This window comes from Rhodococcus sp. NPDC058532, from assembly GCF_042719255.1.
Lineage (GTDB): Bacteria > Actinomycetota > Actinomycetes > Mycobacteriales > Mycobacteriaceae > Rhodococcus_G.
The window spans coordinates 196005-222653 of record NZ_JBHXNU010000006.1; the positions used below are offsets into that span (position 1 = coordinate 196005).

The 26649-nt window shown below is 70.9% G+C and carries 27 protein-coding genes; 6 read left to right on the plus strand and 21 right to left on the minus strand.

Features of this window, described 5'->3' with window-relative positions:
• Positions 1 to 148: 148 nt before the first annotated feature.
• The 13 genes from ACFWQG_RS10085 to ftsH form a co-directional block, all read right to left on the minus strand.
• Positions 149 to 571 carry a rhodanese-like domain-containing protein gene (locus tag ACFWQG_RS10085; protein WP_378507472.1) on the minus strand — a complete coding sequence of 141 codons (423 nt, stop codon included), beginning with the start codon at positions 569 to 571 and terminating at the stop codon, positions 149 to 151.
• On the minus strand, positions 568 to 1119 hold the full coding sequence (locus ACFWQG_RS10090; RefSeq protein ID WP_378507473.1) for a cysteine dioxygenase: 552 nt from the start codon (positions 1117 to 1119) through the stop codon (positions 568 to 570). The genes ACFWQG_RS10085 and ACFWQG_RS10090 overlap by 4 nt, the downstream gene beginning before the upstream one ends.
• A gap of 167 nt (positions 1120 to 1286) precedes the next feature.
• Positions 1287 to 2102: a type III pantothenate kinase gene (locus tag ACFWQG_RS10095; RefSeq protein WP_378507474.1), complete on the minus strand. Its 816-nt coding sequence runs from the start codon at positions 2100 to 2102 to the stop codon at positions 1287 to 1289.
• Positions 2103 to 2104: 2 nt separating this feature from the next.
• Positions 2105 to 2545 (minus strand): aspartate 1-decarboxylase, encoded by a 441-nt coding sequence (panD, locus tag ACFWQG_RS10100; protein ID WP_378507475.1) that lies wholly within the window; start codon positions 2543 to 2545, stop codon positions 2105 to 2107.
• Positions 2546 to 2563: 18 nt separating this feature from the next.
• On the minus strand, positions 2564 to 3481 hold the full coding sequence (gene panC / locus ACFWQG_RS10105) for a pantoate--beta-alanine ligase (RefSeq protein WP_378507476.1): 918 nt from the start codon (positions 3479 to 3481) through the stop codon (positions 2564 to 2566).
• Positions 3478 to 4419 (minus strand): Rossmann-like and DUF2520 domain-containing protein, encoded by a 942-nt coding sequence (locus ACFWQG_RS10110; protein WP_378507477.1) that lies wholly within the window; start codon positions 4417 to 4419, stop codon positions 3478 to 3480. Before ACFWQG_RS10110 ends, panC begins: the two co-directional genes overlap by 4 nt.
• A 109-nt stretch (positions 4420 to 4528) precedes the next feature.
• Positions 4529 to 5383: a DUF6779 domain-containing protein gene (locus tag ACFWQG_RS10115; RefSeq protein WP_378507478.1), complete on the minus strand. Its 855-nt coding sequence runs from the start codon at positions 5381 to 5383 to the stop codon at positions 4529 to 4531.
• Positions 5384 to 5452: 69 nt separating this feature from the next.
• On the minus strand, positions 5453 to 5920 hold the full coding sequence (locus ACFWQG_RS10120; RefSeq protein WP_378507479.1) for a DUF3180 domain-containing protein: 468 nt from the start codon (positions 5918 to 5920) through the stop codon (positions 5453 to 5455).
• Positions 5920 to 6426 (minus strand): 2-amino-4-hydroxy-6-hydroxymethyldihydropteridine diphosphokinase, encoded by a 507-nt coding sequence (gene folK / locus ACFWQG_RS10125; RefSeq protein ID WP_378507480.1) that lies wholly within the window; start codon positions 6424 to 6426, stop codon positions 5920 to 5922. The genes ACFWQG_RS10120 and folK overlap by 1 nt, the downstream gene beginning before the upstream one ends.
• Entirely contained in the window at positions 6423 to 6797 is a 375-nt protein-coding gene (folB, locus tag ACFWQG_RS10130; protein ID WP_378507481.1) for a dihydroneopterin aldolase, read from the minus strand. The genes folK and folB overlap by 4 nt, the downstream gene beginning before the upstream one ends.
• The gene (gene folP, locus ACFWQG_RS10135; RefSeq protein WP_378507547.1) at positions 6790 to 7635 is read right to left on the minus strand and encodes a dihydropteroate synthase; all 846 of its coding nucleotides are present in this window, start codon (positions 7633 to 7635) and stop codon (positions 6790 to 6792) included. Before folP ends, folB begins: the two co-directional genes overlap by 8 nt.
• 2 nt (positions 7636 to 7637) lie before the next feature.
• The gene (gene folE, locus ACFWQG_RS10140; protein ID WP_378507482.1) at positions 7638 to 8279 is read right to left on the minus strand and encodes a GTP cyclohydrolase I FolE; all 642 of its coding nucleotides are present in this window, start codon (positions 8277 to 8279) and stop codon (positions 7638 to 7640) included.
• 78 nt (positions 8280 to 8357) lie between these two features.
• Positions 8358 to 10706 carry an ATP-dependent zinc metalloprotease FtsH gene (gene ftsH, locus ACFWQG_RS10145; RefSeq protein WP_378507483.1) on the minus strand — a complete coding sequence of 783 codons (2349 nt, stop codon included), beginning with the start codon at positions 10704 to 10706 and terminating at the stop codon, positions 8358 to 8360.
• Positions 10707 to 10948: 242 nt separating this feature from the next.
• Between ftsH and ACFWQG_RS10150 the strand changes: the two genes are divergently transcribed.
• The 3 genes from ACFWQG_RS10150 (at position 10949) to ACFWQG_RS10160 (ending at position 14737) form a co-directional block, all read left to right on the plus strand.
• Positions 10949 to 11581, plus strand: coding sequence for a maleylpyruvate isomerase family mycothiol-dependent enzyme (locus ACFWQG_RS10150; protein WP_378507484.1), 633 nt, complete (start codon positions 10949 to 10951; stop codon positions 11579 to 11581).
• Entirely contained in the window at positions 11569 to 12645 is a 1077-nt protein-coding gene (locus ACFWQG_RS10155; protein ID WP_378507485.1) for a tellurite resistance/C4-dicarboxylate transporter family protein, read from the plus strand. Before ACFWQG_RS10150 ends, ACFWQG_RS10155 begins: the two co-directional genes overlap by 13 nt.
• A gap of 88 nt (positions 12646 to 12733) precedes the next feature.
• Positions 12734 to 14737: a serine/threonine-protein kinase gene (locus ACFWQG_RS10160; RefSeq protein ID WP_378507486.1), complete on the plus strand. Its 2004-nt coding sequence runs from the start codon at positions 12734 to 12736 to the stop codon at positions 14735 to 14737.
• 14 nt (positions 14738 to 14751) lie between these two features.
• Here ACFWQG_RS10160 and ACFWQG_RS10165 read toward each other — a convergent pair whose 3' ends face one another.
• Positions 14752 to 15720: a helix-turn-helix transcriptional regulator gene (locus ACFWQG_RS10165; protein WP_378507548.1), complete on the minus strand. Its 969-nt coding sequence runs from the start codon at positions 15718 to 15720 to the stop codon at positions 14752 to 14754.
• A 63-nt stretch (positions 15721 to 15783) separates the two neighbouring features.
• On the opposite strand from ACFWQG_RS10165, the gene ACFWQG_RS10170 reads away from it, so the two are divergent.
• On the plus strand, positions 15784 to 16923 hold the full coding sequence (locus tag ACFWQG_RS10170) for an epoxide hydrolase family protein (protein WP_378507487.1): 1140 nt from the start codon (positions 15784 to 15786) through the stop codon (positions 16921 to 16923).
• 51 nt (positions 16924 to 16974) lie between these two features.
• Here ACFWQG_RS10170 and ACFWQG_RS10175 read toward each other — a convergent pair whose 3' ends face one another.
• From ACFWQG_RS10175 to dacB, 5 genes are read right to left on the minus strand one after another with little or no spacing between them, the layout of a single operon-like run.
• Positions 16975 to 18309, minus strand: coding sequence for an amidase (locus ACFWQG_RS10175; protein ID WP_378507488.1), 1335 nt, complete (start codon positions 18307 to 18309; stop codon positions 16975 to 16977).
• A 52-nt stretch (positions 18310 to 18361) separates the two neighbouring features.
• On the minus strand, positions 18362 to 18916 hold the full coding sequence (gene hpt, locus ACFWQG_RS10180; RefSeq protein ID WP_378507489.1) for a hypoxanthine phosphoribosyltransferase: 555 nt from the start codon (positions 18914 to 18916) through the stop codon (positions 18362 to 18364).
• Between the two features lie 17 nt (positions 18917 to 18933).
• Positions 18934 to 19941 (minus strand): tRNA lysidine(34) synthetase TilS, encoded by a 1008-nt coding sequence (gene tilS, locus ACFWQG_RS10185; RefSeq protein WP_378507490.1) that lies wholly within the window; start codon positions 19939 to 19941, stop codon positions 18934 to 18936.
• Complete coding sequence (locus ACFWQG_RS10190; RefSeq protein ID WP_378507491.1) at positions 19938 to 20981, minus strand: zinc-dependent metalloprotease; 1044 nt, start codon at positions 20979 to 20981, stop codon at positions 19938 to 19940. The genes tilS and ACFWQG_RS10190 overlap by 4 nt, the downstream gene beginning before the upstream one ends.
• On the minus strand, positions 20978 to 22357 hold the full coding sequence (dacB, locus tag ACFWQG_RS10195) for a D-alanyl-D-alanine carboxypeptidase/D-alanyl-D-alanine-endopeptidase (RefSeq protein WP_378507549.1): 1380 nt from the start codon (positions 22355 to 22357) through the stop codon (positions 20978 to 20980). The genes ACFWQG_RS10190 and dacB overlap by 4 nt, the downstream gene beginning before the upstream one ends.
• 130 nt (positions 22358 to 22487) lie before the next feature.
• On the opposite strand from dacB, the gene ACFWQG_RS10200 reads away from it, so the two are divergent.
• Both ACFWQG_RS10200 and lexA read left to right on the plus strand, forming a co-directional pair.
• Positions 22488 to 22979: an inorganic diphosphatase gene (locus tag ACFWQG_RS10200; RefSeq protein ID WP_378507492.1), complete on the plus strand. Its 492-nt coding sequence runs from the start codon at positions 22488 to 22490 to the stop codon at positions 22977 to 22979.
• 159 nt (positions 22980 to 23138) lie between these two features.
• A complete protein-coding gene (lexA, locus tag ACFWQG_RS10205; RefSeq protein WP_378507493.1) occupies positions 23139 to 23801 on the plus strand; it encodes a transcriptional repressor LexA in 663 nt (220 codons plus the stop codon).
• A 20-nt stretch (positions 23802 to 23821) separates the two neighbouring features.
• On the opposite strand, the gene ACFWQG_RS10210 is transcribed toward lexA, so the two are convergent.
• Both ACFWQG_RS10210 and ACFWQG_RS10215 read right to left on the minus strand, forming a co-directional pair.
• Positions 23822 to 25063, minus strand: coding sequence for an arginine deiminase (locus ACFWQG_RS10210; RefSeq protein ID WP_378507494.1), 1242 nt, complete (start codon positions 25061 to 25063; stop codon positions 23822 to 23824).
• Between the two features lie 12 nt (positions 25064 to 25075).
• Positions 25076 to 26512, minus strand: coding sequence for a basic amino acid/polyamine antiporter (locus ACFWQG_RS10215; protein ID WP_378507495.1), 1437 nt, complete (start codon positions 26510 to 26512; stop codon positions 25076 to 25078).
• Positions 26513 to 26649: the final 137 nt, after the last annotated feature.

Here is a 26649-nt window from a genome sequence, read left to right on the forward strand (position 1 = left end):
TGTTCTTCCGTGTTCCGCTTTCTTCCTCTTTGGGGGACACGCCCCCCCCACGGCGGCGGAGCCGACCCGGGCGCACGGCGGCGGAGCCGACCCGGGCGCACGGCGGCGGAGCCGACCCGGGCGCACGGCGGCGGAGCCGACCCGGGGGTCAGTGCGCCGATACGGCCGCCAGTTCCCGGGTGCAGTGCCGCTCGGCCATCAGCGCGCCGAGCAGTCGGGCCGCCTTGATCGCCTGGTACCCGCCGACCAGGTCGGTTGCTCGGTGCAGGCCAAGCCTGCGCAGCGACGCCGCGGCGAGGCTGGAGGTGTAGCCCTCGGAGCAGACGATCACCCATTCGACGTCGCGGTCGACGGCCAAGGCGAGGGGCGCGCTGCTGGTCGGGTCGAGCCGCCACTCGAGCACGTTGCGTTCGATGGCGAGCGCACCGGGCAGCGTCCCCTCGCGTGCGCGCTGGGCCTGCGGCCGGATGTCCACGACGATCGCGCCGCGCCGATGCGCCTCGGCCAGTTCGAACACGGTCAGGCGGTCGAGGTGAGTGCGGGCGTCGTCGAGCATCTCGTCGATGGTCATGCCGACAGTCCTTCCGGGAAATCGGTCAGCTCGGTGCGGGTGCGGCGCAGGCTGCCATGGTCGGTGACCTCGTAGTAGGACATCGCGGTCAGTGGTGGCGAATAGGCGTGCACGCTCAATGTCGGCGGTCCCGGGTCGGCGTCGGCCTCCGGCGCCAGCGCGACGTCATGCACCCAGCCGAGCGGAAACGAGGCCTGGTCCCCGGCATCGAGGGTGCGGTACTTGAGTTCGCTTCCACCCCACCGATATTCGGCGAGACTTCCACTGAGGACGGTGAGCGCCCCGAGCGAGCCGGCGTGGTCGTGCAGCTCGGTCGCCTCACCGGGAACCCAGCTGATCAGCCAAAGATCGACATCGTCGTCGGCGTGCAGTCGGGCGGACCAGCGTTCGGTGGTCGACCAGCGCTCGGGGAGCAGCGGGGCGTAACGCCCGTCGAGGACGTCGCTTGCGCCCTGGTCGGTTATCCGCAGCAGGTCGGCGGGCTTCAGGCGGCTCGGCGACACCGAGATCCGAGGGGACGGGAAAGACAGGGAATGCAGATCAGACATGGATGTGACTCCGGGAGGGTGAAATCGGCCGAGGCGAAATGACGTGCCTCAACGAGTCGAGGCGGCAGTCAGCCTCGACAACACTCCCGGGTGGCCATGCGAGCAATCACGTCGACCAGTGTGACACAGAACCGGAGATCGGCAAAGGGTCCGTCCGTGGTGACGCGTCACGCCACGGGCGGACGCTTCGCCGCCCGTCGAGCCTGGTTGCGCTCGTACACGATCCGCAGGCCCTCAAGCGCGAGGTCGCGCTCCAGATGGGCGATGGTCTCGGATTCCGGCATCACCAGGGGTGCGCTGTCCCCGGTCGCGATCACCGTCACGTCGTCGCCCGCGAAGGCGGGCAGCTCGACCCGCACCCGGCGGACCAGTCCGTCGACCAGCCCGGCGAACCCGAACACGGCGCCGGCCTGCATGCACTCAACGCTGCTCTTCCCGACCACCGCGCGGGGTCGCACCAGCTCGAACTTGCGCAGCGCGGCCGAGTGCGAGGCAAGCGCGTCGGTGGACGTCTCGAGGCCCGGCGCTATCGCGCCGCCGAGGAACTCCCCCTTGTCGGACACGACATCAACACAGGTCGCGACACCGAAATCGACGACGATGCACGGGCCGCCGTAGAGATGGTGGGCGGCAAGACTGTTCACGATCCGGTCGGCCCCGACCTCCTTGGGGTTGTCGACCAGCAACGGCACCCCGGTCCGGACCCCCGGCTCCACGACAACGTGCGGGACGTGACCCCAGTATCGGGACAGCATCACCCGCAGCTCGCGCAGCACCGACGGCACCGTCGACAGCGCCGAGACTCCGACGACCTGCTCGACTTTCGCCCCGAGCAGTCCGCGCAGCATCAACGCCAACTCGTCGGCCGTCATCCGCGGATCGGTGCGCATGCGCCAGTCCTGCTCCAGCCGTGCGTGTTCCCCGCTTCCGGCGAACAGCCCGAGCGAGACGGTGGTGTTGCGGACGTCGACGGCCAGCAGCACGGTTACACCAGCGCCGAGGTGTTCTCGAGGGTGCTCAGCATGCGCGGGGTGATCAGGCCCGATCCCTCGGGTGCGTGCGCCGGGTCCGAGCCCAGCTCGACCTGCCGGTTGTCGGCGTCGACGAACACCACCCGCGGGTCGTAATCCCGGCATTCCTGCTCGTTCATCACGCCGTAGGCGATCAGGATGACTAGGTCACCCGGATTTACGAGATGTGCTGCCGCACCGTTGATTCCGATGACGCCGCTCCCGCGCTCTCCCGCGATGACGTAGGTCTCAAGGCGGGCGCCGTTGTCGATGTCGACAATGCACACCTGCTCCCCCTCGAGCAGGTCGGCGGCGTCCATGAGGTCCTGGTCGACGGTCACCGAGCCGACATAGTGCAGGTCGGCGTGCGTGACGGTGGCGCGGTGGATCTTCGACTTCATCATCGTGCGAAACATGAACTGCCCCTTAATGGTCTAACGAGCGAACTGGTCGTCGCCGGTGGTACGGGTATCGACGTCCCGTTCGAGGAATCCGGTGCCGACGGCGACACCGACGTTGTCGATCAGCCGGGTGGCTCCCACCCTGGCCGCGACCAGCAGGCGCCCGTCACCCCGTTCGGGGGCCGGACCGAGGTCGACACCGCGCACCTCGAGATAGTCGACGACGATGTCGGGCGCCGTCGCGAGCACCTCCCGGGCGGTGGCGACGATCGCGTCCGCACCGCCCGCCGCGGCGTGGGCGCCTGCGACGAGGGCCGCGGAAATCGTTGCGGACGCGGCACGCTGCTCCTCGTCCAGGTAGCGGTTGCGCGAGGAGAGCGCCAGCCCGTCCTGCTCGCGGACCGTGGGGACTCCGCGAATCTCGACGTCGACGTTCAGGTCTCGAACCATCTGCCGGATCAGCGTCAGCTGCTGGTAGTCCTTCTCGCCGAAGTAGGCGGTGTTCGGCGCCACGATCTGCAGCAGCTTCGCCACCACCGTCAACATCCCGGCGAAATGAGTTGGCCTGCTGGCGCCTTCGAGTTCCTCCCCGAGCGGCCCCGGATGAATCGTGGTGCGCTGACCGTTCGGGTACATCGCTGCGGCGGTCGGGGCGAACACCAGCTCCACCCCCTCACCGCGGAGCAGCTCCAGGTCCGCGTCGAGGGTCCGCGGATAGGCGTCGAGGTCCTCCCCCGCCGCAAACTGCAGCGGATTGACGAAGATCGAAACCACAACGACCGCACCGCGCAGCTTCGCCTGCCGCACCAGTTCCAGGTGGCCCGCGTGCAGGGCGCCCATGGTCGGGACGAGCGCGACCTGCCTACCGACACCGCGCAGTGCGCGGGTGACCTTCGTCAGCTCGGCGGGTTCGCGGTGCACGGTCAGTTCACCGCGTGTGTAGCCGTTCACGATCGGTCCTCCAGAATCTCGATCAACGCCGGGTCCGCCCCGGCGATCTGCGCCGACCGCAGCGACATCGCCCGGTAGCCCCCGGCGAGTTGGGGATCCACCTCCGCGAGCACGCGCAGGTGGGTGGCGACGGCCGCACGGTCACCCCGCGCCACCGGTCCGGTCAGCGCGGCGGGCCCGCGCCGCAGGGCGTTGTCGAGCGCGGCCGACAGCAGCGGCGCGAGCACCCGTTCGGCCACCCCGTTCGGCTCGCCGTCGACGGCCTGCTGGCCGAAGAACTCGTCACCGGACAAGGCCACCCGCAGCGCCGCGACCGCGTCCGACACCAGCGTGACGAGATGGTTGCTGCCGTGCGCGAGGGCAGCGTGGTAGAGCGGCCGAACCTCCTCGCGCACCCGAACCGGCTCGCCGCCGATCTCCAGAACCAGGGACTGCGCGATCGCGTAGCCGATCTCGTCGGCCGCGGTGATCCCGAAGCAACTGGACGCCAGCCGGGCAACGTCCTCGTCGTGCCCGGTGAACGTCATCGCCGGGTGGATCGCCAGCGGCAATGCGCCTGCCCGGGCCAGTGGCGCCAGCACACCGATCCCGTTCGCGCCGGAGGTGTGCACGACGATGGTGCCGGGCCGGACCGATCCGGTCGCCGCGAGGCCGTGCACCAGGTCGGGGAGTTCGTCGTCGGGGACGGCCAGGATCAGAAGTTCGGAGCGGGCCGCCACGTCGGTCGCGGGCAGGATCTCGGTGTCGGGCAGTCGCTGCTGTGCGCGTCGCACCGAGGCGTCGGACACCGCGGCGCAGGCGACGACCGGATGGCCGACTCGTTCGAGGGCCGCGCCAAGGGCGGTGCCGACCCGTCCCGCCGAGACGATGCCCACCGTCAATCGGGCTGGCGCCGGGTCGCCGACGGACCCACCTGGAGTGATCTCGAATGAGGTCACCGTTGTTCCTCTCGTTCGTTCCAGTCCCGCAGCGCGGGTACCGGACGTTCACAGCGAGGATAGTCGGGGGGCGGGACCGACCGCCACGGTCGGAAAAGTGATCTACGGCTCACCCGCGCCTGCGGCGGCCGGTCCTTGCCGCATCCGGATCCGCGGTTGCGGCCTGCATGTTCGCCATGATCTCGGCGACCGAGAGCCCGTTGGAATGGGCACCGGCGGACTCGTCGTCGGTGCCGCGGTCCTCCGCCGCGCGACGCCGTGCGCGACGCGAACTCAGCGCGTCGTCGGCGGGAGATGCGTCCGCGGGAGGAGCGTCCGCCGGAGGGACGTCGGCGGGAGGCGTAACGGCGCTGGCCGCGTCCTCGGCGACAACCGACACCTCGGCCGTCACGGGTTCGTCGAACGGCGAGGCGAAGGTCGGCCCGGCGCCCGGCTCGACGTATGCGGGGTTCGGCGCGAACGGGACCGGCGGGCGTACCGCGGCGGCACCCGCCGACAACTGGCCCATCGTGGACCGCTCCGCCTCGATCGCCACCCGGTCCGCGGGCATCCGGCCCTCGAACAGCACCTCGAGGCTCCCACGCAGCGCGGCGAGTTCGGCGCGCAGCGCGGCGATCTCGGACGCGTCAACGGCGACTTCGCTGCGCACCCGCGCCTCGACGCCTGCCTCATACTCGCGGCGGGCACCGATCTCCCGCTCGAGTTGAAGTTCGTACACGGTCTGCAGATCCCGGATCTTCGCCTTGTCCGCCGCGGACTCCCGGCGGTACCGGGTCATCGCGATGGCGCCGATCACGGCCGCCCACAATGCGGCCATCAGGCCGATGCGCAGCACCTGCACGCTGTCACTGAAGATCAGGAACAGGCTGGCGACCACCGCGAGCACCACGAGACCGGCCGCGATCATCTGGCTCGCGCTGCGCTTGCCCCTCCGCATCGAACCCGCGCGACCAGAAGCTGTCATGGGCCCCAGGATAGCGGCAGCCCGCGGCGGCGCCGGGGTGCGCCCGCGGCGATTCCCGACCCGATCGACCTACATCGCCGGTTCGTCCGGCGGTTCGTCCGGGGTCCGGCAGCAATGCTCGAGCCACATCGCGGCGGCGACCAGGACCACGCCGGCGAGCACACCGACCAGGGTCCCGGTCATGTCCTGCGCTGCCGCATCGACCTCGGCCCGCTTCGGCAGCAGGTACAGCAGCAGACCGAACCACACGCCCGCGCTCGCGGCACCCACCAGTGCCGATGCCTTCGCGAGCGCCACCGCACGCGCCGCGGTGATCGGGTGCAGCTGATGCCGGTCGGGCCCGATCCGATGATCCTCGATGCGGGCCCGAATCACGAACGCGAGCACAACCTCAATCAACGCCACCGGGTAGAGCGATGCTCCCGCAAACACCGAGATCGGCGGCAGCGAACCGTAGAACGCGCGCACCAACAGCCAGGTCGCGATCGTCGCGAACAGCGCCAACCCGACCAGGTCGCGGACTCGCGTCGGGTTCATCACGACCGCACCAGCCTCGCGTCCGTTCGCCGAACCCCGGCGATCTCCTCGGGATCGAGCGCGGCAAGCAGATCCCGCGCAGGCACCGGGGTGCCGTCGACCGTCAACGACGCGTCGGGGTCGATCTCGAGCCACGGCAGCAACACGAAGGCGCGCAGGTGCGCCCGGGGGTGCGGCAACGTCAGTTCGGGGTCGGCGCTGACCGTGCCCGCGCAGTCCACCACGTCCACATCCAGACTTCGCGGCCCCCAGCGGACGTCCCGGACCCGGTCCGCCTGCTGCTCGAGATGCTGGCCGAACTTTAGCCAGCCACGGCAGCTCAGGTCCGGATCGTCGACGATCAGGGTGGCGTTGAGGAAGTCCTGCTGCTCCACCCCACCCCACGGCGCCGTCGCGTACACCCCGGACGCCGCGACCAGCCGATCCCCCAGCGCATCGACCACCGACCGCAGATTCGCGACCGGGTCGCCGAGGTTCGACCCGATCGACAGCACCGCCCGACTCATCCGCGCAGGCCCTTGCGGGATCGCCGGGCCACCACCGCCACGTCCGCGAACGTCAACGGGATCGGCGCCGACGGCTTGTGCAGGGTCACCTCGACCGCGTTCACCCGCGCGTCCAGCAGCACCGCGTCGGCGATCTCCGCCGCGACCGTCTCGATCAGGTCCCGCGGCGGCCCGGCGACGATGTCGGCGGCGGTCTGCGCGAGCGTGCCGTAGTCGTAGGTGTCGGCGAGGTCGTCCGACGCGGCGGCCGGCGCCAAGTCCAGCCACAGGGTCACGTCGACGAAGAAGTCCTGACCGTCCCGCTTCTCGTGGTCGAACACGCCGTGATTGCCGCGGACCTGCAGGCCCCGCAACTCGATCCGGTCAGACACCGTCGACCTCCTCCGCCGCAGGCCAGGCCTGCGCAACCGCGATCGCGTCCCGAGACGCCCTGACGTCGTGCACCCGCACACCCCATGCCCCGCCGCGGGCCGCGAACGCCGACACCACCGCCGTCGCGACCTCCCGCCCGTCGGGCACCCGGTCGCCGCCCTGGTCCGCGAGGAGGGTGCCGAGGAACCGCTTCCGGGACGCGCCGATCAGGACCGGGAAGCCGAGCCCGGTCAGTCGTGGGAGCGCACCGAGCAGCGCCCAGTTGTGTTCGGCCGTCTTGGCGAACCCGAGTCCCGGATCGAGGATCAGGCGGGACGGATCGACGCCCGCCCGGACCGCGGAGTCCACCGACCCCATCAGTTCGTCGCACACCTCGGTGACCACATCCCCGTAGTGCAACACCCCGCCAGCGTGGACGTACTCGCCCGCGGACCGCCAGTGCATCAGGATCCACGGCAACCCGGCATCGGCGAGTACCGATGCCATCGCCGGGTCGGCCCGACCCCCGGACACGTCGTTGACGACGCTCACGCCCGCCTCGATCGCCGCTTCCGCCACCGACGCCCGCATCGTGTCGACGCTGACCGGAATGCCCTCAGCGGCGAGGTCGGCGATGACCGGCGCGACCCGCCGTGCCTCGACCTCGGGGTCGACGCGCTGCGCTCCCGGCCGGGTCGACTCACCGCCGACATCGATGATGTCCACACCCAGCCTGCGCAGTTCCAGACCGTGCGCGACCGCGGCATCGCGGTCGAGGTAGCGGCCGCCGTCGGAGAACGAGTCGCTCGTGACGTTGAGCACCCCCATCACGGCGCAGCGACCCGGTGTCGGGAGCATGGTCACCTGCGGACGATGAGATCCAGCGCCTCGGCGCGCGAGGCGGCGCTGGACTGGAAGATCCCCCGGACCGCCGACGTTGTGGTGCTCGCGCCCGGCTTACGGATGCCGCGCATCGCCATGCACAGATGTTCGGCCTCGACCACGACGATCACGCCACGCGGATCCAGCTTGCGCACCAGCGCGTCGGCGATCTGACTGGTCAGCCGCTCCTGCACCTGCGGACGCTTGGCGTACAGGTCGACCACCCGCGCCAGTTTCGACAGGCCGGTCACGCGGCCCGTCGAGCCGGGAATGTAGCCGACGTGCGCGACACCGTGGAACGAGACCAGGTGGTGCTCGCAGGTGGAGTACATCGGGATGTCCCGGACTAGGACCAGCTCCTGATGACCCTCGTCGAAGGTGGTGTTGAGCACCTCGTCGGGCTCGGTGTAGAGGCCAGCGAACACCTCGCGGTACGCCCGCGCCACCCGGGCGGGCGTGTCCAGCAGCCCGGGCCGGTCCGGGTCCTCGCCGACGGCGATCAGCAGCTCCCGCACGGCGGCCTCGGCCCGCGCCTGGTCGAAGGCACGACCGGACCCGACCGACCGCAGCACCTCGTCCGCCTCATTCGTTTCCGCGCCGCCGAGTTGACGAACCGACACCTGATCGCACCTCCACTTCGTTCCAACCGCGTCCCCGCCCGTCCGCGACGGGCGGTGCAAACACTAGTGCGCAGCGATCTACTGCTGCCCGTTCGGTCCGTCCCACCGCTGCGTGGAGGGATCCTGCTCCTCGGCCGGGGCGCCCTGGTGCGGCGCCTGGGGCGGCTGCGGCGGCGGATTCCACTGCGGATACCCGGCGTACGGGTTCTCCACCGGCTCCGGGTACGGGTTCCCGACCGGCCTGGTGTGCTGGGCCTCGCCGCGCGGGGGCCAGCCCGGCGCGGACCATCCGGCGGGCGCACCGTAGTCCGGCATCGACCCCTGCGGGGGCTGCTGCTGCGGCGGGTACGCCGGGTAGCCGCCCGGCGGAACCTGGTAGCCGTTCTGCGGCGGCTGCGGCGCGCCGGCCTGCGGCACACCCGGCTGCGGCGGCACCGCCGACGGAGCCGCGTCCCGGTTCGCGAACGTCGGGGTGCGGACCGGCTCCTCCGGGAACGGTTCCCCACGCTCGATCGCCAGCTCACGCGGGGTCTTGATCGGCGGCTTCTCGGACGGGATCCGGTCGCCGAAGTCGTTGAACGCGGTGATCCGGGGACGCTTCTCGACGCCGGTGAAGATCTTCTCCAGGTCCTTGCGGGTCAGCGTCTCGTGCTCGAGCAGCTCCGCGGCCAGCACGTCGAGGGTGTCGCGGTACTCGTTGAGGATCGACCACGCCTCGGTGTGCGCGGCCTCGATCAGGTTGCGCACCTCCTCGTCGATCTCCCGCGCCACCTCGTGCGAGTAATCCGACTGCTGCCCCATCGAGCGGCCGAGGAACGGATCGCCGCCCTCCTGCCCGTAGCGGACGGCGCCGAGCTTCGCGCTCATGCCGTACTCGGTGACCATCGCGCGCGCGATCTTGGTGGCCTGGTCGATGTCGGAGGACGCGCCGGTCGTCGGCTCGTGGAACACCAGTTCCTCGGCGGCACGGCCGCCCATCGCCATCACCAGGCGGGCGATCATTTCCGAGCGGGTCATCAGACCCTTGTCGTCCTCGGGGACGGTCATCGCGTGCCCGCCGGTACGGCCGCGGGCCAGGATCGTCACCTTGTAGATCGGCTCGATGTCCGGCATCGCCCACGCGGCGAGGGTGTGACCGCCCTCGTGGTACGCGGTGATCTTCTTCTCGTGCTCGCTGATGATCCGGCTCTTGCGCCGCGGACCGCCGATGACCCGGTCCACCGACTCCTCAAGAGCGGCCTCGGTGATCACCGCGCCGTTCTCACGGGCGGTCAGCAGCGCCGCCTCATTGATGACGTTGGCCAAGTCGGCGCCGGACATGCCGACGGTGCGCTTCGCCAGGCCCTCCAGGTCGGCATGCTGGTCGAGCGGCTTGCCCTGCGAGTGCACCCGCAGGATCGCCCGCCTGCCCGCCAGGTCCGGGTTGCTGACCGGGATCTGGCGGTCGAAGCGTCCCGGCCGCAGCAGCGCGGGGTCGAGGATGTCGGGGCGGTTCGTCGCCGCGATCAGGATGATGCCGGTGCGGTCCCCGAAGCCGTCCATCTCGACGAGCAACTGGTTGAGGGTCTGCTCGCGCTCGTCGTGCCCGCCGCCAAGGCCCGCGCCACGCTGTCGGCCGACGGCGTCGATCTCATCGACGAAGATGATGCAGGGGCTGTTCTGCTTGGCCTGCTCGAACAGGTCGCGGACCCGGGAGGCGCCGACACCGACGAACATTTCGACGAAGTCCGAGCCGGAGATCGTGAAGAACGGAACCCCGGCCTCACCGGCGACCGCGCGGGCCAGCAGCGTCTTGCCGGTGCCGGGCGGGCCGTACAGCAGGACGCCCTTCGGGATCTTCGCACCGAGCGCCTGGTAACGGGCCGGGTTCTGCAGGAAGTCCTTGATCTCGTACAGCTCTTCGACGGCCTCGTCGGCGCCCGCCACGTCGGCGAACGTGTTCTTCGGCATGTCCTTCGACAGCTGCTTGGCCTTCGACTTCCCGAAGCCCATCACGCCGCCGCGGCCGCCGCCCTGCATCCGGCCCATCACGAAGATGAAGAGGCCGAGCAGGATCACCATCGGAAGAACGAACAGCAGGATCTGCGACAACCAGCCCTGCTGGGTGATCTTCGTGTTGTACTTCTCGAGACCGGCCTGCTGGACCTCGGTGAAGATCTGTTCGGCCGCGGCGCTCGGGTACTTCGCGATGATCTGCGTCGCGTTGTCCGTGTCCTCGTTGCCCTGCTTGAGGGTCAGGCGGATCTGCTGTTCCCGGTCGTCGATCTGCGCGTCGGTGACGTTCTTTGCGTCCAACTGCGCGATCGCCACCGAGGTGTCGACACTCGTGTACCCGCGAGTGTCGTTGCCGAAGTAGCTGAACGCATAGATGATCAGCAGGATGCCGGCGACGATCGCCAGGTTGCGAAACACTGTCTTGCGATTCATACAGGTTCAGCCGCTTCGGGCCAGTCCTTTCCAGTTCCGGCCGAGCCTTCCAGCTCGGGTCGAGCTCGGTGCGCCGGCGTTCCGGCTGCTCACCGGACAACAAAAGATTACCGCGAACGGCACCGGTGATCTCCGTCAGCACGCGCGGGTCGGCGCACGTCTCCACCTGTCCAACGCGCGGTCCGACGCGATGGTTCCGATGTCCCCACTGTTGTCCTCCGCGGCCGCTACTGTCGGCGAGCATGATGCTGTCCCATCCGGAGGTCCTCGACCAGCTCGACCGATCCCAGGAACGTCTCGAGCGGGCCGTGTCCGCCCTGACGGAGCAGGATGCGCGGGGGGCATCCGCGCTGCCTGGCTGGACCCGCGGGCACGTGGTGACGCACCTGGCCCGCAACGCCGACGGGCTGCGCCGGTTCACGCTCGGGGTCGCGGACGGCACCCCCCGCGAGATGTATCCCGGCGGCCCGGACGCGCGCGCGGCCGCGATCGAGGAGGGCGCGGACCGGCCGGTCGACCTGCTCGCCGCCGACCTCCGCTTCGCGGGCCGCAGGCTCGCCGCCGACCTCCGATCGCTCAGCCCCGACCGGCACGACACCCCGGTACGGTGGCGCAAGCCGATCACCGCCCGCGACCTCCCAGTGTTCCGGTGGCGGGAGCTGGAGATCCATCACCTCGACCTCGACGTCGGGTACGGCTACGCCGACTGGCCCGCCGAGTTCGTCGAGTCGACGCTCGCGACCCAGCTGCCGGAACTCGCTGCGGTCGCAGCGGACCTCGCGGCACCGGACCTTCCGCGACCGGAGCTGCTTGCCTGGCTGATCGGCAGGCCGACGCGGCCGGGGCTGCCGGTCCTGCCGCCGTGGCCGTTCTGACCACGCCACCGCCCGCGGGTGGGCGGCTGCGCCGCGTCGCCGAGCTGACCCCCGGCTACTTCGCCGGTGTCATGGCGACCGGCATCGTGTGCATCGGCGCGCAACTGCGAGGGTTCACCGAACTGGCCGCGGTGCTCTTCTGGATTGCGGTCGTGTTCTACGCCGTCCTACTCGTGTTGAACATCTGGCGGTTCGTCGGGTTCCGGCACCGGATGTCCGACGACTTCCACGACCCGTCCCGGGCGTTCGGCTTCTTCACGTTCATCGCCGCGACCAACGTCCTCGGCGCGGCGCTGGTCGGGACCGGGCACATCGGTCTCGCGACCACCCTGCTGACCGTGTCGGTGCTGGTGTGGATCCTGCTCGGCTACGTGGTCCCGTGGACGGCGGTCCTGAGCAACCGGCACCGCCCGATGCTCGACACCGCGAACGGGACCTGGTTCATCTGGGTGGTCGCCAGCCAGTCGATCTCGGTGGTCGCGGCCGGTCTCGAACAGGCGCTGCCCGCGCATCGCGACTACCTGTCGATCCTCGCCATCGGGGCGTGGTCGCTCGGGGTCGTGCTGTACGCGGCCTGCGCGGTGTTCGTCGCGCTGCGCGCCATGCTGTACCCGCTGCGACCGGAGGACCTGGACCCGCCGTACTGGGTCGCGATGGGCGCCGTCGCGATCACCGTTGTCGCGGGCGCCCGCGTCGTCGAGATGGCGGACACCCCGATGGTCGCGGTGACCCGCGGGGTCACGGCCGGGCTGTCGGTGATGTTCTGGTCGTTCGCCACCTGGTTGATCCCGGTCCTCGTCGCGGCCGGGGTGTGGCGGCACGCCCTCCACCGGATCCCGCTCCGCTACGAGCCGACCCTGTGGAGTGTGGTCTTCCCGCTCGGCATGTACTCGGTCGCCGGAATGTACCTGGGCCGCGCCAACCACCTGCCCTTCGTCGAGGCGGTCGGCACGCACTGGTTCTGGGTCGCGCTCGCCGCGTGGGTGCTCGTTGCGCTCGGCATGGTGCGGGCCGTCGTCGTGACCGTGATCCTCGGCGGGCCCGCCCGAACCCGGGAACCATGACCGGAAGTGCGTCCCGTCCCCGGGGATATCCTGGAAGGCAGCCTCGCCGCAACCCACCGCACTGATCCGCGGCGACGGGGCAGCCGCCATGACCAAACGCCAGCACCGACCCGCACCCGACGCGACCGCATCGACGGACGCGCCGGACACCGAGTGCGCGAACGAGTACTCCCGGGAGATGTTCGATCGGTCCGCCGACCTCGAGGACCTGCTGACCGGCACCGCCCGGGACCCCGCGCACCCCGGCGACGCGCAGACCGTGACCGCGCCGGCTGGCGACCGGCGCACCATCGACGACCTCGACGTCGGCGACCGCATCGACGACTTCGACCTGCTCGTCGCGCTCGGACGCGGCGCGTTCGCGCGGGTATTCCTTGCCAGGCAGCGGTCCCTGCAGCGGCTGGTCGCGGTGAAGATCTCCCGCGACCACGGCACCGAACCGCAGACCCTCGCGCAACTCGACCACGACTACATCGTCCGGGTCTTCGACCAGCGGCTCGTCCCCGACCTGGGGATGAAGCTGCTGTACATGCAGTACGTGCCCGGGGGCACGCTGCTCGGGGTGTTGCGGCGGGTCCGCGAGACCCCGGAAACGCGGCGGTCCGGCGCACTGCTGCTCGACGCGATCGACGCGACCCTCGACGCGAAGGGCGAGCTCCGGCCCACCGACTCCAGTGTCCGGAACGAGATCGCGGCGTTGTCGTGGCCGGACACCGTCGCGTGGATCGGGCGCAGGCTCGCCGAGGCACTCGACCATGCCGGCAGGCACGGCATTCTGCACCGCGACGTCAAACCGGCGAACGTGCTGCTGACCGCCGAGGGAGTCCCGAAACTCGCCGACTTCAACATCAGCTTCAGCGATCGGCTCACGGGCACCAGCCCGGTCGCCTACTTCGGGGGGTCGCTCGCCTACATGTCCCCCGAGCAGCTGCGGGCCTGCGACCCGGCCCGGCCCGCCGCCGCCGCCGACCTCGACACCCGCAGCGACATCTACGGGCTCGGTGTCGTGCTGTGGGAACTGCTCACCGGGCACCGGCCGTTCCCCGACGTCGACTCGGCCGCCCCGGATGCGCTCGACCGGATGATCTCGGCCCGCGAGGCCGGTGTCGGGCCCGATGCCGGGGCTGCCCTTCCTCCGGACTGCCCGGCCACGCTGCGGCGCATCCTGCTCACCTGCCTGGACCCCGACCCGGACCGGCGCTGGCCGAGCGGGATCGAGCTGGCCCGCCAGTGCAGGCTGTGCCTGGACCCGCACGCCCGCGACCTCGTCGACCCGCCGCCGAGCAGGCACCGCCGGGCGCTGCAGCGGTGGGCGGTGCCCATCCTAATCGCCGCCGGGGTGATCCCGAACGCGCTGGCGGGTGCCTACAACTATCACCACAACAAGACGCTGATCATCGACACCCTTGCTCCGCTCGCGCAGCGGCACTTCGAGCAGATCCAGTTCGTCATCAACGCGATCGCGTTCCCGACCGGCGCGATCGTGCTGCTGTTCCTGTGCCGGTACCCCTTGACCGTTCCGCGTGGGCTGCGGAAGGGCCGCGGATACGACACCGCGACCCTGGCCCGCGCGCGCACCGACACCCTCCTGCTCGGTGACCGGATCGCGGTCGTCGTGTTCGGGTTGTGGGCGATCGCCGGACTCGCCTACCCGATCGCGCTGCAGGTGGTCGCGGGTGGCATTCCGGCCCGCGCGTACGTGCATTTCCTCGGGTCACTGCTGGTGTGCGGTGCGATCGCGGTCGCCTACCCGTTCTTCTTCGTCGCGTTCTACGCCGTCCGCTACCTGTATCCGGTGCTGCTGCCGCTGGGGATCACCAGCAGCGACGACGATCGCAATCTCCGCGGCCTGGACCGGCGCAGCACCCGCTATCTCGCGGTCGCGGCGTCGGTGCCGCTGGTCGCGGTCGCCGGCGTGACCTTCCTTGACCCGGACCAGATCGGCCAGGTCATCGGCGCCGTCCGGGTGCTGTCCGTCGGGGCGATCATCGCGTTCATCTGCGCGTACTGGCTGTTCCGGCAGCTGGAGACGGATCTGCGCGCGCTGGAACGGGTCGTCGCGCAGGAGCATCGGAGGGAAGACGTGTCCTAGGGCCGCGCCGGCGGTCAGGTCGTGGGTGCGCCGCCCGCCGCGCGGCGGAACCTCGTCGCGAGGCGGTGGAACGCCGCCGCAAGCGCGTCTCCGTCGATCACCTCGATGTCGGCGTCGAGCTGCGTCAACCACAGCGCAAGCCGGTCCGGGTCGTCGGCGCCCAACTCGACGCGGCAGGTGGACTCGTCGACCACCTCGATGTCGACCGGAACGGGGAAGGTGATCCTCGCGGCAACCGTCGCGGCGGGAGCATGCACGAGGACGCGCGCGCGATACCTCCAGGACGCCCTGCTGACCCGCCCGACGACGTATCCGACGACGCTGTCCTCCGGGATCACGCGCGGCCGGAACCGCGCACCGGTCGGTGCGTGCGGAACCATGCGGTCGACCCGGAAGACCCGCCAGCCGTCGCGGTCGAGGTCCCACGCGAGCAGGTACCAGAGCGGTCCCCAGCTCACCAGCCGTTGCGGTTCGGTGTGGCGGGCCTCCTCCCTGCCGCCGGGCTTGGTGTATCCGAATCGGAGGCGTTCGTGGCCACGGATCGCGGCGGCCGTCGCGCCGAGCGCCGCGAGATCGAGCGACGGCTGCGTTCCCGGAACGACACTCGTCGCCTCGCGCACCGCCTCGACGCGCCGACGCAGGCGCGAGGGCAGCACCTGCTCCAACTTCGCCAGCGCGGTGAGGGAGGTCTCCGCGACCCCGAGTCGCTGGGTCGCGACCGCACGCAGCCCGACCGCGACGGCGACCGCCTCGTCGTCGTCGAGCAGCAGTGGGGGCATCGCCGTCCCGGCGGCCAGCCGGTATCCGCCCGCGACGCCGGGACGCGCGGACACGGGATAGCCGAGTGACCGCAGCTTGCCGATGTCGGCGCGCACCGTCCTGGTGCTCACCTCGAGCCGGCCCGCGAGCTCGGAGCTCGTCCAGTCCCGCTTGAGCTGGAGCAACGACAGCAGTTCGAGAAGTCGGGCCGAGGTCGCCAACATGTTCTCGATCATTCCAGCAATTGCGGAAGCAATCCTGCCGCATTATCGGACAGCCTGGGCGTCATGAACGAGAACAACGCGCTCACCCCCTTCCGCATCGACATCCCCCAGGCCGACGTCGACGACCTGCGCAACCGGCTGACGCACACGCGCTGGCCGGCCCCGATGCCGGGCCGAACCGATCGCACCGACTTCAGCCGGGGCATCCCGCTGGCGTACCTGGAGGAGCTCGCCGACTATTGGCGTGACGGGTTCGACTGGCGGGTGCAGGAGACGAAGCTCAACGAGTACGAACAGGTCACGACGGTCGTCGAGGGCCAGACCTTCCACGTCGTGCACGCCCGATCGGCGAACCCGGCGGCCACACCGCTGTTGCTGAGCCACGGTTGGCCCGGCTCGTTCGTCGAGTACCAGCGACTCATCCCACTGCTGGCCGACGAGTTCCACGTGGTCATCCCGTCGCTGCCCGGCTTCGGGTTCTCCACCCCGCTGTCCGGGACCGGCTGGGAGCTGGGGCGGACGACGGACGCCTATGCCGAGATCATGACGCGTCTGGGCTACGAGCGATTCGCCGCCCACGGCACCGACATCGGGTCGGGCATCGTCGGCCGCCTCGCAGCGCGGTTCCCCGAACGGGTGATCGGCACGCACATCGGCGCCGAATCCCGGTTGCTCGCGTTCGTCGGCGACAAGTTCCCCTCCCCCGACGGGCTGTCCGAGGAGGAGATCGCCCAGATCGAGGCGATGCGCACGGAGGTCGCGGCCGAGCGCGGGTATCTCGAGATGCAGAACCATCGTCCCGACACGATTGGCGCGGCGCTCACCGACTCGCCGGTCGGTCAGCTCGCGTGGATCGCCGAGAAGTTCAAGACCAGGTCCGGTGCCAATCGGACGCCGGACGAGTCGGTCGACCGCGACCAGCTCCTCACGAACATCAGCCTGTACTGGTTCACCCGCAGCGGCGCGTCGAGCGCGCAGTTCTACTACGAGGGCGAGCACTCCGGACTCGACTGGATCATGGCCGCCGACGTGCCGTCCGGGTGGGCCGTGTTCGACACCCACCCGCTGATGCGCCGCGCGCTGGACCCGTGGCAGGCGGTCGACCACTGGAGCGAGTTCACCGCGGGCGGCCACTTCCCGGCAATGGAGGAGCCGGAGCTGCTCGCCGACGACCTCCGTGCCTTCTTCCGCGGCCTTCCCTGACCGCTACCGTCACACCGGCGCGACACTGTCACACCGGCGCGACCAGCTGTGTCACACCGGCGCGACCCGCTGCCAGGGCAGCAGCCGTTCCAGCTGCGCCGCGACCGCCAGGATCCGGCCCTCGCCGCCGGGCGGGGCGGCGATCTGCACGCCGAGCGGCGTTCCGGTTGCGGGGTGGATGCCCGCCGGCACGCTCGCGGCGGGCCACCCGGCCAGGTTCCACAACGACGGGAACGGCGCGAAGCGGATGTTGGCGACGAGGTTCGCGAGCCACGATCGGTCGCTCCACCGGTCCGCCGCGATCGGCGCGGACGCCAGGGTCGGCGTGATCACCACGTCATGCCCGGTGAAGTACCCGCGCAGCGCCCGGTCCAGCCGTTCGACCTGTCCCGGCTTCACGAACGCGGCCAGCGCGCGGCCCGCCGCGACGTGCCCGCGGGTGCGGGCCTGCAGCAGCGACGCGTCCAGTCCGGCCGCATCGGCGGCGGTGCCCGCGGTCCACCGGGCGAGCAGCGGCAGCGGGTTCAGCGGGTACGGCAGCGGCGCGGTCGCGACCCGGTGCCCGGACCCGCCGAGCACGGCCGCCGCCCGTTCCGCCACCGCCCGGCAGTGCGGGTCGACGCGCACCGCCGGGAGCGGGGATCGCACCGACACCGCGATCCGCAGCGCGCCGGGATCACCGACCTCGGCGAGATCGGGGCGGCCCGCCATCACCGACAGCAGCAGCGCCGCGTCCGCGACGGTGGTCGCCATCGGGCCGTTCTCCGACATGCCGAACCACGAGTCGACGCCGAGATCGGCGGGCACAACGCCGCGGCCCGGTTTGATGCCGAACACCCCGCAGGCCGCGGCCGGAATGCGGATCGAACCCATGCCGTCGGCGCCGTGCGCGCCGGGCACCATGCCGGACGCGACCGCGACCGCGGATCCGCCCGACGAGCCGCCAGCGGTGACACCCGGATTCCACGGGTTGCGGGTGATCGCGGCCGGGGTGTCGGTGGCGCCCCACACGCACAGTTCCGGGACGGCGGTCAGCCCGACGACGACCGCACCGGCCGCCCGCAGTCGGGCCACCACCGGATGATCGGAGTCCGCGGGGGTCGCCGGTCCGGCGACCGAACCGTTCCCGAGCCGGTGGCCTGCGACCGGCACGTTGTCCTTGACCGCGATCGGCACCCCGGCCAGCGGCAGGGACGTCAGGTCGGGCCGGGCGGCGACGGCCTCGGCCTCGGCCCGCGCCTCGTCGGCGCGAACCGTGACGAATGCACCGAGCCGCGGGTCCCGCCTGGCGATCCGGGTCAGCGCGGCGTCGACGGCGGCGGTCGGGGTCAGTGTTCCGGTGCGCACCCGCGCGGCGACCGAGGAGACCGTGAACTCGGGGTCCATCCGTCCATTGTGCGCGGGAACCGGTGCCCGGCCCATCGACGCGGTGACCGGCTCAGCCGCCGTAGACGCTCGGGTCGAGGGTGCCGATGTACGGCAGGTCCCGGTAGCGCTCGGAATAGTCGAGTCCGTAGCCGACCACGAACTCGTTGGGGATGTCGAAACCGACCCACTCGACATCCACGTCGATCTTGGTTGCCTCGGGCTTGCGCAGCAGCGTCACCACGGTCAGCGAGGCCGGGTTGCGGGTCGACAGGTTGCGCATCAGCCAGGACAGCGTAAGCCCGGAGTCGATGATGTCCTCGACGATCAGCACGTTCCTGCCCGCGATGTCCTTGTCGAGGTCCTTGAGGATCCGCACCACTCCGGACGACGAGGTGGACGAGCCGTACGAGCTGACGGCCATGAACTCCATCTGCGTCGGGATCGGCAGCGCCCGCGCCAGGTCCGTCATGAAGAAGATCGCGCCCTTGAGGACGCCGACCAGCAGCAGATCCCCCTCGGGCGCGCCGTCCGGGAACTTCTCGGCGATCGCGGCGGCCAGCTCGGCCGTCTTGTCGCGGATCTCCTCTTCGGAGATCAGAACCGATGCGATGTCGCCTTCGTACACGGCGGGTGCCCCTTCGTTCATCGACCTGCCGGCTCGCGCGTGACGAACCCGACCGACAGCCTGCCATGCCGCCGGGACAGCACCAACCTGACATCCCGTCCGCCGCCGCCGAGCGCAACCCCACCCTGCCCTCGCCAGCGGCCGACGAGGTCGTCGGCCGCACGCAGCTGGGTCGCGGTGAGGCCGGTGGCCCCCCTGAGCTGCAGCCATTCCCGCAGCGCCCGCCTGCGGATCGCCGGGTGCGCCGGGGCGAGGATCTCGGTGTCGAGTTCGTCACCCGCGGCGTCCGAGGGCAGGGTCGCGGCGCGCCGCAGCCCGGACGCGGCCGCGTCGAGGACCTCGCCGTCCTCCCGGAGCTGTTCCGCGGTCCGGGCAAGGGCCGACGCGACGCCGCCGCCGAGGATCTGTTCGAGCAGGGGCAGCGCCTCGGTCCGCAGCCGGACCCTGGTGAACGCGGGATCGGCGTTGTGCGGGTCGCGGTGCGGCGGCACCCCGAGCTCGGCGCAGGCACGGTCGGTGACGGCCCGGCGCACCGGCAGCAGCGGCCGCCCCCACGGCGCGTCCCAGTCGCGCATGCCCGCGATCGATCGCGGACCGGATCCGCGGGCCAATCCGAGGAGCACCGTCTCGGCCTGGTCGTCGAGGGTGTGGCCGAGCAGCACCGGTCTGCCGTCCCGCGCCCCGTCGAGGGCTGCGTACCGGGCCCTGCGGGCGGCCGCCTCGACGCCACCCGGCCCGGTCACGTCGACCGGAAGCACCCTGGCGGTGACGCATCCCAGCGCCAGCGCCCGGTCCGCGGCGCGCCGCGCGACCGCCCCCGACCCGGCCTGCAACCGGTGGTCGACGACCAGGGCGTGCACGGGTCCCGCCTCGACGGCGGCGGCCGCGGTGAGGGCCAGCGAGTCGGCACCGCCGGACAGCGCGACCGCGACTCCGTCGACGGCGGGATGCGCGCGCAGCCACCGGCGGACCGCGTGCCGGACCTCGAGCAGCCCGGGGCCCACCGGCGGAGGGCTGTTCGTCACGCGAGCACCCGGGCGATCCACTTCGCCGGGTCGTCCACCTCCGCGGTGCTCGGGAGGGTGTCGGGTCCGGTCCAAATCGTGTTGAACGCGCTCATCCCGACCTCGGCGACGACGGCATCGACGAACGCCTTGCCCCGCACGTACTGGGCCATCTTCGCGTCGATGCCGAGCAGTGCGCGCAGCAACCGCTGCACGGGGTTGGTCCGGCGGGCGCGCCGCTGGTCGAAGGCGCGCCGGATCCGCGCGACCGACGGAACCACCGCAGGGCCGACGGCATCCATCACGTGGTCGGCGTGCCCCTCGAGGAGGGTGCCGAGCATCAACAGCCGGTCCAGGGCGGCACGCTGCGGTTCGGCCTGTGTCGCGCGGAGCAGGCCGACGACGCCGCGGTCCTCGGGGGCCTGCTCCCGGCCCGCCTGCCGGTCCCGGACCGCGGTGGTGAGCCTGCCGATCAGGTCGGTGAGCGAATCGTCGCCGACGGCACCGAGGGTCGCGACGGTCTCGCGCATGTACTCCGCGATCCACGGCGCCGACGAGAACTGCACGCGGTGCGTCACCTCGTGCAGGCACACCCAGAGCCGGAAGTCGCCGGGCGGCACCTGCAGGGTCCGTTCGACGCCGACGACGTTCGGCGCGACGAGCAGCAGGGTGCCGTGGTCCCCGGTGAACGGGTCGTACTGGCCGAGGATCGCCGACGAAAGGAAGGCCAGCACCGCGCCCGCCTGCACGCCTGCGGGGCGTCCGCGGAGCAGGCCGGTTTCGGCGGTGTCGTCACCGGTCAGGTGGGCCATCGACGCGGCGGCGGCGGTGATCCATCCGGCCCGGTCGACGATCCGCGCCTGCGGGACCGGCAACCCGTCGGCGAGCCCGGTGACCTCCCGCACCGGGCCCTCGGCCCGGACCGCGGCGGCGGACAGGTCCGCGACCACCGCTTCCGCGTCGGCGCGGCTGGTGCTCGGCCCCGGCCGGGTCAGCAGGACACCGGCGCGGGCGGCCCACTCCCAGTCGACCGCGCCAGCGAGCCCGCGTTCGCCGGTCACGTGCACCCACAGGACCGCAGGGTCGAGGCGATCGCGTCGAGGGCGGGCCTACTCGCGTCCGGTGCGCGGTCGTTGGACATCAACGCGAAGGTGAGGACCCGGTTTCCGACGTCGGTGACGTACCCGGCGAGGGCGCTGGCCTCGGACAGGGTGCCGGTCTTCGCCCGCACCCAGCCCGCGGCGCCGCCGCTGCCATACCGCGCGGACAGGGTCCCGGTCGCGCCGGCGACCGGGAGGTAGTCGAGCATCGGGCGGAGCGCGGGCGTGGCGTCACCGGTCGCCGCGGCCAGGATCCGGTCGAGGAGCCGCGCCGGGATGCGCCCGTCCACCGACAGCCCGCTGGCGTCGTGCAGCAGCACGCCACCGATGTCGAATCCGGCGGCGGACAGGGTGTCGGTGATCGCCGTCGTTGCGCCCGCGAAGGACGGTTCCGTGCCGACCCGCGCCGCGATCTCCCTGCCGATCGCCTCGGCGAGCACGTTGTCGGAGAACCGCATCATCTGCCCGAGCCGAACCCGGAGCGGCGCGGATTCGACCGACGCCAACGGCGCGGCACCGGAGGGTGCCGCGCCGAGCGTGACCCGGTCGGGGGCAACCCCGAACGCGGCGGCAAGGGCACGGCCCGCGTCGAGCGCCGGGGTTGCGCTGCGCGGCGACTCGTCCTCGAGCGGCCGCAGCCGTCCGCCGTCGAACATCACCGGTTCGATCGGGGCGATGTAGCCGGCGGCGACGTCGCCGGGCATCCAGCCCCGCGCCATCGGCGGTCCCGCGTAGGCACCGGTGTCCACGACAACCGACTGCACGGCCGTGCCGGTCCCGCGGACCTGCGCGATCAGGTCGTCGAGCCGCGGCGCGCCGGGGAAGAAGCCGGGCTGACCGGGCGGCTGAGCGGTCAGCGTCACGTCACCACCGCCGACAAGCACGATCTGGCCCGGCTCGATGCCCCGCACGACGCGGGTCGCGACCCGATGTTCGGGGGGCAACGCCAGCAGCGCCGCCGCCGCGGTGAGCACCTTCGTCGTCGAGGCCGGGATCATCGGCGTGTCGGCGCCCTGGCTCCACAGCACGGCGCCGGTGGTCGCGTCGGAGACGACGCCGGTGAACGAGCCGAGCCCCGGGTTCGCCAGTGCGGGTCCGAGGGCCGCCGCCAACGCGGCCGGGTTCGGTGCGGGGGCGTCCGCCGGAACGGGCGCGACCTGTGGTGTCGCGACCACCGGGGGCGGCGCCGCGACCGTCGTCGGGGTGACGTCGGCACCGAAGCCCAGGTCGGTCGGCTGCACCACCAGCACCGCGGCAACGGCGCCTGCGATCGCGACGGCGACCGCCCCGAGCAGCAGCCGGACCCGCTTGCGCCGTTGCGCGGCCAGCGACCCGATCGTGCGGTCTGACGCGCCTGCCTTCGCCAACGTCCCTCCGATGGTCGCTCCACGTTAGTTCTCCGCCATTATTCCCGACGGGCTACCCTGTCGATCGCACCATCCACCTGAAGACAAAGCGAGGAAACGCGTGTCGTTCGACGTCACCATCGAGATCCCGAAGGGTCAGCGCAACAAGTACGAGGTCGACCACGAGACCGGCCGCGTCAAGCTGGACCGCTACCTCTACACCTCCTTCGGCTACCCCGCCGACTACGGCTACATCGAGAACACCCTCGGCGAGGACGGCGATCCGCTGGACGCGATGGTGCTGCTCCCCGAGTCGGTGTTCCCCGGCGTCATCGTCGAGGCCCGCCCGGTCGGGATGTTCAAGATGGTCGACGAGGCAGGCGGCGACGACAAGGTGCTGTGCGTGGTCGACGGCGATCCGCGGTGGGACCACATCCAGGACATCTCCGACGTGTCGCAGTTCGAGCTCGACGCGATCAAGCACTTCTTCGTGCACTACAAGGATCTCGAGCCGAACAAGCATGTCACCGGCGCCGACTGGGTCGGGCGTGCCGAGGCGGAGAAGGTCATCGCCGAGGCATTCGAGCGGCTGAAGGCCAACGGCGGCCACTGAGCCGAAGGCCAACCGAGACGACTGAGCCGAAGGCCAACGGAGACGACTGAGGCGTCTTCCGCCGTCCCACGAAGGTGTGGGATTCCTCCCGGAACCCGGGCGGAATCCCACACTTTCGTCGTTTCGGCCCTGTCGGTGGGCGGCACTACGATTCGCCGGGTGACCGGATACGACGACACCGACATCTTCGGGGGCCTCGACGCCTCCACCCTGCCTGCCCGCCAGCAACGGATCCTGGCGACCGTTCGGGACTGGGCCGTCGCGCACGGGCACGCACCGAGCACCCGCGAGCTCGCGGACGAGATCGGCGTCAAGTCGACGTCCACGGTGTCGAGGCATCTGAAGGTGTTGGAGGACAAGGGTTTCCTGCGGCGCTCCGGCGCGGTGTCCCGACCGATCGACGTGCGCCCATTCCTCGGCGGTTCCGGCGCGGGCACCGGGTCGGACCGGTCGGTGTCCGTTCCGGTGGTCGGCGACATCGCCGCCGGCGCCCCGATCCTCGCGGAGCAGCACACCGACGAGACGCTGTCCCTGCCCCGCGACCTGGTCGGGTCGGGCACCGTGTTCGCGCTGCGGGTGCGCGGCGACTCGATGGTCGACGCCGCGATCTGCGACGGTGACGTCGTGGTGGTCAGGCAGCAGCACGAGGCGCATTCGGGTCAGATCGTCGCCGCGATGATCGACGGCGAGGCCACCGTGAAGGTGTACCGCAGGCGCGGCGGGCACGTCCTGCTCGAGCCCCGCAACCCCGCCTACCCCATAATCGACGGGGACGAGGCGGTCGTGCTCGGCCGGGTGGTGTCGGTGATGCGCAGGCTCTGACCCGGCGCAGCACCGACCGGTCAGAAGTCGACGGCGTCCCGGACGATCGGGCAGGTCATGCAGTGCCCGCCGCCGCGGCCGCGGCCGAGTTCGGCGCCGACGATCGTGATCACCTCGACGCCCTGCTTGCGCAGCGCGGCGTTGGTGTGGGTGTTGCGGTCGTACGCGAACACGACCCCCGGCTCGGCGGCGACCAGGTTGTTGCCGCTGTCCCACTGCTGGCGTTCGTTGGCGTAGAAGCCGCCGCCGGTGGGGACGACGCGGAGCCTGTCGAAGTTCAGGGCCTCGGCGACCACGTCGACGAACGGCTTGCTCTCCTCGGTGACCTCGGGCGCGCCCCGGTCGCCGGGGCGCAGCGAAAAGGTGTGGATGCCGTCGACGATGTCCGGGAAGACCGTGACTAGGTCCCGGTCGGCGAAGGTGAAGACGGTGTCCAGGTGCATCGCGGCCCGCAGCTTCGGCATGCCCGCGACGATCACCCGCTCCGCGGCCCCGGCGTCGAAGAGTGACTGCGCGACCTGGGTGACCGCCTGCCGGGAGGTGCGTTCGCTCATCCCGACGAGGACCGCCCCGTTGCCGATCGGCATCACGTCGCCGCCCTCGAAGGTGGCCATTCCCCAGTCCTGCTCGGGGTCGCCCCACCAGATCGTCGCGCCGGTGAAGTCCGGATGGAACTGATAGATCGCCTTCATCAGCAGCGTCTCGTCGTGCCGCGCGGGCCAGTACAGCGGGTTGAGGGTGACCCCGCCGTACAGCCAGCAGGTGGTGTCGCGGGTGTAGAGGGTGTTCGGCAGCGGCGGCATCAGATACTCGCGCACCCCGGCCTGCTCGCGGGCCAGCGCGAAGTACTCGGGCCGGAAGTCGGCGGGCAGATCGGCGGTGGACAGGCCGCCGATCAGGTACTCGGCGAGGGTGCGGTCGCCGAGCTGGTCGAGGTAGGCGCGGACATCGTCGACGAGGCCGAGGCCGACCTCGTTGGCGACGACCTTGCGGTCGAGCAGCCACTGCTTCGCGCCGGGCACCGCGAGGGTCTCGGTGAGCAGGTTGTGCAGCTCGACCACTTCGACGCCGCGGTCGCGCATCTTCGCCGTGAAGTCGAAGTGGTCGCGCTTGGCGTTCTGCACCCACAACACGTCGTCGAAGAGCAGGTCGTCGCAGTTGGTCGGGGTGAGCCGCTCGTGGGCGAGGCCCGGAGCGCACACCAGGACCTTGCGCAGGGTGCCGACCTCGGAGTGAACACCGAAGGTTGCGGGTGCGGTCATCGTTTCGCTCTCCTAGATGGTGATGGCGCCGGTCGCGAGACCGACGATTCCGGCGAGTGCACCCAGGGCGACGACGGCGAACAGCGCCGCCTCCCATGGTGAGAACAGCCGCTTGCCCGCCTCCCTGCGGGTCAGCGCGAACAGGATGGTGCCCGGCGCGTAGATGATGCAGGAGAGCAGCAGGAACTCGAGGCCCGCCGCGACGATCATGAACGCGGTGTAGAAGGTGGCGATCCCGGCGAACACCAGCTCCTTCGTTCGGTTGCGCGGCTCCGCGTCGTAGGTCTCCCCCGTCCAGCCCAGCTTCAGCGCGTACGCGGCGGCCAGCAGGTACGGCACCAGTGACAGCGAGCTGCACAGCTTCAGGGTGAACGTGAAGGCGTCGTCGGAGAACAGCGTGGTGAGCAGCACCAGCTGGATGAGCACGGTGGTGAACAGCAGCGCGATCATCGGGACGTTGCGGTGGTTGACGCGGGCGAGGAAGGACGGCATGTCCCGGTCCTTCGCGGCGACGAACAGCACCTCGGCGGCCATCAGCGTCCACGCCAGGTAGGCGCCGAGCACCGACACGATCAGGCCGATGCTGATGAACCAGGCGCCCCAGGTGCCGACCGCGGACTCGAACACCGGCGACATCGACGGCTGCTGCAGGGTGGCCAGCTGGTCGCGCGGCATGATGCCGTAGGCCACCATCGTCACCGACGCGAAGATGGCGAGCACGCTGAGGAAGCCGAGGACGGTGGCCCGGCCGATGTCCTCGCGGCGGCGGGCGTACCGCGAATACACGCTGGCGCCCTCGATGCCGAGGAAGACGAACACCGTCACCAGCATCGTGGAGCGCACCTGCTCGAACAGCGACTCGGAGTACGCGTCGCCGCCGAGGAAGTTGTCGGCGAAGGTCCCTGCGTCGAAGAAGAACAGCAGGATCACGATGAAGAACAGGATCGGTACCAGCTTCGCGACGGTGACGATCTGGTTGATCGTCGCGGCCTCCTGCACCCCGCGCAGCACCATGTAGTGAAAGGCCCAGATGCAGGCGGTCGACAGCAGCACCGCCCAGATCGTGTTGCCCTCCCCGAAGATGGGCAGCACCTGACCGAGGGTGGACTTGATCAGCACCCAGTAGCTGACGTTGCCGACGCAGGCGCTCGCCCAGTAGCCGAACGCCGAGAAGAAGCCAAGGTACTCCCCGAATCCGGCCTTCGCGTACGCGTACACGCCCGCGTCGAGGTCGGGTTTGCGCACCGCCAGTGTCTGGAAGACGAAGGCCAGCATCAGCATGCCGGTGCCTGCGATGGCCCACGCGATCAGCGCCCCGAGCCCACCGGTCGCTGCGCCGAAGTTGCGGGGCAGGGAGAACACGCCCGCACCGACCATCGAGCCGACCACCATCGCCGACAGGGTCAGCAACGGCATCGTCTTCGTTGCGGTCCCCTCCGTTGTCGCCACTGCCTACCCCCGTGTGTCGTTCGACTCCGTCCGGTCGGGGTGATCCTCTCAACGCGGACGCCGGTGATGCCGTACGCCACGCTGAGCAGTGGCGGACGGGTTTCCGCGCCTCGACTACTGCCCGGTGGGGGCGGCGG